Origin of the sequence: Streptomyces flavofungini, assembly GCF_014650815.1 — a bacterium.
In the GTDB taxonomy this organism is placed as follows: domain Bacteria; phylum Actinomycetota; class Actinomycetes; order Streptomycetales; family Streptomycetaceae; genus Streptomyces; species Streptomyces flavofungini.
On record NZ_BMVR01000011.1, the window covers coordinates 298,214 to 304,518 of the forward strand.

Here is a 6,305-nt window from a genome sequence, read left to right on the forward strand (position 1 = left end):
CGCGCGCGGAGCCGTTCCGTGGCTGCGTGCACTCCGCTTCGGTAGCTGCGCCCGCTCCGCTGCCGCGGCTACTTCCACTGCACGTCGACGTCGCGCGTCTCGATCCGCATACCGAGCGGAACGCGCCACCAGTCGACGCAAATCGGCCAAGTCTTCCGCACGGTTCTCCCGGCCCTGATGGGCGCCGGGAGTTTCCGCGTGGCCTCGATGGTTCCCCAGTCCACACCGAGGGCACCGATGATGTGCGTACCGAGGGTGACGCTGCCCGAACGCACCGAGGTGCCGCCGGTGTTGCGGAAAGTAAGCGTCACGTCCTCGCACCAGCGCTTGTCGGCGGCTTCGCGCCGGGGGGCGCCGACCTTCAGGGTGGCGGGGGTGGGGGGTTTCGGCTTCGGGTTCGGCTTGGGCTTCGGGGGAGTGCTGGGGCCGGGGTCGCTCGGGGGGCCGGGGCGGGTGGCGTTGTCGCCGCCGCTGCCGCCGCTGCCGCCGTCGCTGTGGCCGCTGTGGCCGGTCGACGGCCCGCTCGACGCGTCCGGAGAGCCCGAACTCGTACTGCTGCCCGGTGACTTCCCCTCCGGGCCGTCGGCGCCGGACGAACCTCCGTCGGAGGGACGGCCGTTGCCGCCGCTCTCGCCCTCGCCGCCACCGCTGCCGTCGGCCGCGCCGCTCCCGGCCTTCCCGGAGCCCTTCCCCGGCGGCTTCCCGGAGGGCTCCCCGTCCAGCGGTACGAACTCCACGTCCCCGCTGGGCCCCACGCCCTTGCCGGGGCCCTTCTCCGGGACACCACCGGCCGCACCGGTGGCCACATAGCCGTCGCGTCCGTCGCCGCCGCACGCGGCGAGCAGGCCGCCCAGACCCAGTACGACCGCCGAGGCACCCGCTATCGCGCCCCGGCGGCCACGTCCGCCACTCCACGCACCACGAAGCATCGCGCCAGTGTGGCTGACGCTCCGTCAATTAGGAACCCTGTCAACAGGGTTCGCGTCGCCCGGCAAGGGGCTGGACGGAACGCCTCAGTCGGCGATGAGCCCTTCCCGGAGCTGCGACAGCGTCCGCGTGAGCAGCCGGGAGACGTGCATCTGCGAGATGCCGACCTCCTCGCCGATCTGCGACTGCGTCATGTTCGCGAAGAAGCGCAGCATGATGATGCGGCGCTCGCGCGGCGGCAGCTTGGCGAGCAGCGGCTTCAGGGACTCGCGGTACTCGACGCCCTCCAGGGCGGTGTCCTCGTACCCCAGGCGGTCCGCGAGGGACCCCTCGCCGCCGTCGTCCTCGGGCGCGGGCGAGTCGAGGGAGGAGGCGGTGTACGCGTTGCCGACGGCGAGGCCGTCGACCACGTCCTCCTCGGACACGCCGAGCACGGCGGCCAGTTCGGGCACCGTGGGCGAGCGGTCGAGGCGCTGGGCGAGCTCGTCGCTGGCCTTCGTCAGGGCGAGCCGCAGCTCCTGGAGCCGCCGCGGCACGCGCACGGACCAACTGGTGTCCCGGAAGAAGCGCTTGATCTCGCCGACGACGGTCGGCATCGCGAACGTCGGGAATTCCACGCCGCGTTCGCAGTCGAAGCGGTCGATCGCCTTGATCAGGCCGATGGTGCCGACCTGGACGATGTCCTCCATCGGCTCGTTGCGGCTGCGGAAGCGGGCCGCGGCGTACCGCACGAGGGGGAGGTTGAGCTCGATCAGGGTGTCTCTGACGTAGGCACGCTCGGGGCTGTCCTGTTCGAGTGCGGCGAGCCGCAGGAAGAGGGAGCGGGACAGGGTGCGGGTGTCGATGGGTCCCGGCGCCGTGGTCACGGCTTCGGAACCGTTGAGCGCGTCGGGCGCGGATTCGCTCTCGCTGCCGAGCGTGAGCGTGAGCACCTTCGAGCTGCCCTGGTCTGCGGACATGCCACCCCCTTGAGGTCGCGGACGGTCGCGGCCGGCGCCCCGTCGAAGGAACGCAGCCTCCACCTGAATACCGGCGGCGGGGCCCCGGCAAACGCGGTTCCAGCAGAATGTCACATGTCGGCAACACGCTGTAGTGACTTGTCGACAACTGAGGGTGACATCCGTGCAGGAAAGAGGGGGTCTGAGACTTTTTCGGCCCCGACTCCGTCGGTATCGGCCGAAAGGCTGTTCCACCCGATACGGTTACGCCTCGATCCGATTTGCGGACCGAAGTCGCGCGAAGCTTCTGGCCAGCAGTCTCGACACATGCATCTGGGAAACGCCCAATTCGGCGCTGATCTGGGACTGCGTCAGATTGCTGTAGTAGCGAAGCAGCAGGATCCGCTGTTCCCGCTCGGGCAGTTGGACGAGCAGGTGCCGGACCAGGTCGCGGTGCTCGACGCCGTCCAGGGCCGGGTCCTCGTACCCGAGCCGGTCCAGGAGCCCGGGCAGCCCGTCGCCCTCCTGCGCGGCCTCCAGGGACGTCGCGTGGTACGAACGCCCGGCCTCGATGCAGGAGAGCACCTCCTCCTCGGTGATGCGCAGGCGCTCGGCGATCTCGGCGGTGGTGGGGGAGCGCCCGAAGGACGTGGTCAGGTCCTCGGTCGCGCCGGTGACCTGCACCCACAGCTCGTGCAGCCGCCGCGGTACGTGGACGGTGCGCACGTTGTCGCGGAAGTACCGCTTGATCTCGCCGACGACCGTGGGCATGGCGAAGGTCGGGAACTGCACGCCGCGGTCGGGGTCGAAGCGGTCGATGGCGTTGATGAGGCCGATGGTGCCGACCTGGACGACGTCCTCCATCGGCTCGTTGCGGCTGCGGAAGCGGGCGGCGGCGTAGCGCACCAGCGGCAGGTTGGCCTCGATGAGCGCGCCGCGCACCCTGCCGTGCTCGACGGTGCCCGGTTCGAGCTCCTTGAGCTGGGCGAACAGGACCTGGGTGAGGGCGCGGGTGTCGGCACCCCGGGTGCTCGGCGCCTTGGCGGGCGGCGGCTCGGTGGCCTGCGCGGGCGGGGCTTCGGGGGCCCGGGCGGCAGGGGGCTCCGTGGCCCGGGCGGGCGGCGGCTCGGATGCCTGGGCGGGCGGCGCTTCGGGCGCAGAACTGGCCGGCACGGTCAACGCCACCCCTTCTCCCGCGAGTCCGGCCGAGCTCGGTCAAGCCCGGTCGACCTCGGTCAACTCATCCGTCAAAAGCGGTCATAGCATCACAAGACATGTGCACTGTGTGCAAGCACCCGATAACCACGTGTTGAGGGGCAAGTTGGGGCAGAAGACGTGAAACGGCCCCGCACCGTTCCCGGTGCGGGGCCGTGGAAAACGCGGCGGCGGGCCTCAGAACTCGTAGTCGGCGATCACCCACGTGGCGAACTCGCGCCACAGTCCGACACCCGCCTGGTGGGCCGGGTGCTCCAGGTACCGGGTGAGCGCATCGGTGTCCTCGACGGCCGAGTTGATGGCGTAGTCGTACGCGATGGGGCGCTCGGAGATGTTCCAGGCGCACTCCCAGAAGCGCAGCTCGGGGACGATGCCGCCGAGCTCCTCGAAGGCCTTGACCCCGGCGACGACGCGCGGGTCGTCGCGCTCGACGCCGTCGTTGAGCTTGAAGAGGACCAGATGGCGGATCACGGGTGCTCCCTCAATCGTCCTTGCCGCCGTTGGCGACCCAGGTCATGAAGTCGCCGATGGCCTTGGCGCCGTTCGAAATGCCCTCGAACCCTACCTGGACGTAGTCCGCGGCCTTGGCCGGGTCGGTGATGATCACGTACAGGACGAACACCACGAGGACGAAAAGAATGATCTTTTTCGGGTCCTTCACGCTGTGGCCTCCCCTTGCCCGTTCATCCCCGTACCCCCGCGTGCCGTGTTCCGTGCTGTGCTCAGTGCCGTGTTCCGCTTGTGCCGGGCGAGTCTAACGTGGCGCGAACTCACCAGGTTTTTAAGGACCAATGACCCACAGGAGAAGGCCCTTCGCCTGGCCGTTTCCGGTTGCGGGCGGCGGAGGATGGTGCTGAGCCCGGCGGATCTGGCAGGAATCACCGGGCTCGGGACCGGTCTCCACTGCGGGGTCCGCGCCGTCCTCTTCCCCCGGTGGCGGCGTTGACTTGAGAGTTCGGTCCTCATCGGGGGAAGCGGCTTGTCCCCCCGATGCCGCTTCCTCCGTCCTATCGTGAGAAGACCCCGGCGCCATGGCGGCGCCGGGGTTTTTCCGTGTCTCTTCGGTGCTTCTTGGCGCTTCCCGCGCGCTTCTTCGGTGCTTCGCCCGCGAAATGGCCGAACACTCGTGATCAATACCCCCGGTCCGTATGCTTGTCCGTATTACGGGGGGTGATGCATCCCATGCAGATGGTCATTCACGTACGGCTGTCCGTGTCCGCGGACGAACTGCCCAGGTTTCTCGTTCCCGCCGCCGAGCCGACACTGCGCGCCCTTTTCGAACGGATGGGCGGAACGCTGCAGTCCGTGAGTCTGCACCCACCGGACGGCGTCGAGTTGTACTTCACGCTGCCCGCCGATCCCCAGCCGACCGCCGACACCATCGAGCAGGCCGTGCGCCTGCTGCGCGGTGCCTTCGGCCTGCGCCCCGGCCCCCACCGGATCGTCCCCCCGGCCCGCACGGGCGCCGGCGGCACCCGCCTGCTCCAGTTCGGCGGCACCCGGGGGCGCGGGCGGGTGTGCGCCGAGTGCGGCGGGGTCGACGAGCGGCACGAGCGCGGGTGCTCGCGGTCCCGGAGCTGAGGGCGGGGGCGGTGGGTGGTCCACAGGGTGTGGACGGAGGCCGGGTGCGGCGCGCCCGGCGCGGCCGTGGGGTGCGCGCCCCGCGCGGTGCCGGTGCCCCGCGCCGGGCGGTGCGGGCGCCGCGGCGGCTCGCGCGCGACACCTGGCAGCCGCCGCTCCCGCTCGGGTACGCCGCCAGCATCCAGGGCCTCGGCGGCTTCGCCGCCCCGCTGCTCGCCGGGGCGAGCTTCACCATGGCCGCGCTGCTCCTGCCGACCCTCGCCGCGGCCCAGCCCCGCTTCGCCCGCTGGCCGGACGCGGCGGTGTCCCTGTTCCTCGCCTCCGGCCTCGCCCAGATCGGCGCCGTCCAGGCCGCAGTCTGGGCCCGCCGCTACGACACCCTGCCCGAGGAGCTGGCCCAGTGGTGGCCCGGCGAGGTGCGCGACGGGCGGCCGACCCGCTGGCTGCGCAACGTCCAGCGCGGCCACGCCACCCTCAGCCTGCGCTGGGCCGACCGCACCCGCGGCTTCTACCACGCCGGGATCGTCCTCCTCCTGAGCGGCACCCTGGTCGTCGGCGTACCCCCGGGGCGGGTGCCGGGGCCCCGCTGGACCCTCATCGGCACGGCCGCCCTCGGCCTCGCCGGGGAACTGGCCTGGCTGGTCCACGCGGCCTTCCTCGACCCGGCCCGCCGCCACGCGGCCCACGGCCATGTGGCCGCTGCCGTGGCGGGGCTCGTCGCGGGGATCGCGTCCGTGCCGGGCTTCGGGCGGACGGGGCGGGGGGTGGCGGCGGTGCTGCTTGCGGGGGCGGCGGTCGGGCATCTCGTGGTGGCGGCGCGGGTGGTGCGTTCGGTACGGGGCGGGGGGTCCGGGGCGTCGGCGGGTTCCAGGCCGGGCACGTGGTCGGGTACTTGGATACGGGCGACGTGGTCGACATGGGCGTGGGCTTTCGGCGCGAGCGCGGGCGCTGTCGTGCTGGGCGCGGGGGCGGGGTTGCTCCTCGCGACGGGCACGGCGGGTGCGGCGTCGGTCCGGGCGGTGGTGGTGGCGGGCGCGGTGGTGGTCGCCGGGGGACATCTGGTGCGGTTCGTGGGACTGGTGCGGGCGGAGCGGGCGGAGGACGGGGAGGGGTGAGGGCGGGGAGGGGCGCGGGCGGGGTCGGTGCGGGCGGACCGGCGCGGGGGCGCTGACCTCGCCCTCGCCCCCCAACCTCTCCTCACCCCACCCGCCCCGCCCCACCCACCCCGCCTCGCCCCACCCGCCCCGCCCCACCCACCTCGCCTCGCCCCACCTCAGCTCGCCCCGCCCGAGTCCTGCCCGTGCCGCTCCCGGTGCTCCCGCACCCGCCAAGCCCACCGCCCCCGCCCCCGCACCACGGACGGCTCCCCGGCACGCACCCCCGCCGAGCCCCGCCCCACTCCGGACTCCACCCCGTCCCGCTCCACCCCGTCCCGCTCCACCCCGTCCCGCTCCACCCCGTCCCGCTCCACCACCCCCGTGAACACCATGGCCGGAGCCACCCGTTGCCCCCGGTGCACGACCGCGGGCCGCACCACGAACAACACCGGATCCCCCGCCGCACAGCCGGGCCACAGCTCGCTGCCGCTCCCCGCGCCCGACGGCGTACCCGGTCCCGCGCCCGACGGCGTACCCGGTCCCGCGC

The 6,305-nt window shown here is 72.6% G+C and carries 7 protein-coding genes and 1 pseudogene; 2 read left to right on the top strand and 6 right to left on the bottom strand.

The genetic code is table 11. The annotated features are described in order from the left end of the window. Nucleotides 1–68: 68 nt before the first annotated feature. The 5 genes from IE274_RS27900 to IE274_RS27920 form a co-directional block, all read right to left on the bottom strand. Complete coding sequence (locus IE274_RS27900; protein ID WP_190118647.1) at nucleotides 69–929, bottom strand: hypothetical protein; 861 nt, start codon at nucleotides 927–929, stop codon at nucleotides 69–71. Nucleotides 930–1,013: 84 nt separating this feature from the next. Continuing rightward, on the bottom strand, nucleotides 1,014–1,886 hold the full coding sequence (locus IE274_RS27905) for an RNA polymerase sigma factor SigF (RefSeq protein WP_190118648.1): 873 nt from the start codon (nucleotides 1,884–1,886) through the stop codon (nucleotides 1,014–1,016). Nucleotides 1,887–2,129: 243 nt separating this feature from the next. Continuing rightward, nucleotides 2,130–3,038 (bottom strand): RNA polymerase sigma factor SigF, encoded by a 909-nt coding sequence (locus tag IE274_RS27910; protein ID WP_190118649.1) that lies wholly within the window; start codon nucleotides 3,036–3,038, stop codon nucleotides 2,130–2,132. A gap of 219 nt (nucleotides 3,039–3,257) precedes the next feature. Continuing rightward, the gene (locus IE274_RS27915; RefSeq protein WP_190118650.1) at nucleotides 3,258–3,551 is read right to left on the bottom strand and encodes a Dabb family protein; all 294 of its coding nucleotides are present in this window, start codon (nucleotides 3,549–3,551) and stop codon (nucleotides 3,258–3,260) included. Nucleotides 3,552–3,561: 10 nt separating this feature from the next. After that, a complete protein-coding gene (locus IE274_RS27920) occupies nucleotides 3,562–3,741 on the bottom strand; it encodes a hypothetical protein (protein ID WP_190118651.1) in 180 nt (59 codons plus the stop codon). A 521-nt stretch (nucleotides 3,742–4,262) separates the two neighbouring features. Here IE274_RS27920 and IE274_RS27925 point away from each other — a divergent pair. Together IE274_RS27925 and IE274_RS27930 are read left to right on the top strand one after the other, a co-directional pair. Continuing rightward, the gene (locus tag IE274_RS27925) at nucleotides 4,263–4,661 is read left to right on the top strand and encodes a hypothetical protein (protein WP_190118652.1); all 399 of its coding nucleotides are present in this window, start codon (nucleotides 4,263–4,265) and stop codon (nucleotides 4,659–4,661) included. A gap of 11 nt (nucleotides 4,662–4,672) precedes the next feature. Then, the gene (locus IE274_RS27930; protein WP_190118653.1) at nucleotides 4,673–5,776 is read left to right on the top strand and encodes a hypothetical protein; all 1,104 of its coding nucleotides are present in this window, start codon (nucleotides 4,673–4,675) and stop codon (nucleotides 5,774–5,776) included. A 158-nt stretch (nucleotides 5,777–5,934) separates the two neighbouring features. Here IE274_RS27930 and IE274_RS27935 read toward each other — a convergent pair. After that, nucleotides 5,935–6,305, bottom strand: a pseudogene (locus IE274_RS27935) (hypothetical protein); the annotation flags it as partial.

What these genes read in the sequence shown, in the direction of transcription:
- IE274_RS27900 (WP_190118647.1), bottom strand. Translation starts at nt 929, where the DNA reads ATGCTTCGTGGTGCGTGGAGTGGCGGACGTGGCCGCCGGGGCGCGATA.
- IE274_RS27905 (WP_190118648.1), bottom strand. Translation starts at nt 1,886, where the DNA reads ATGTCCGCAGACCAGGGCAGCTCGAAGGTGCTCACGCTCACGCTCGGC.
- IE274_RS27925 (WP_190118652.1), top strand. Translation starts at nt 4,263, where the DNA reads ATGCAGATGGTCATTCACGTACGGCTGTCCGTGTCCGCGGACGAACTG.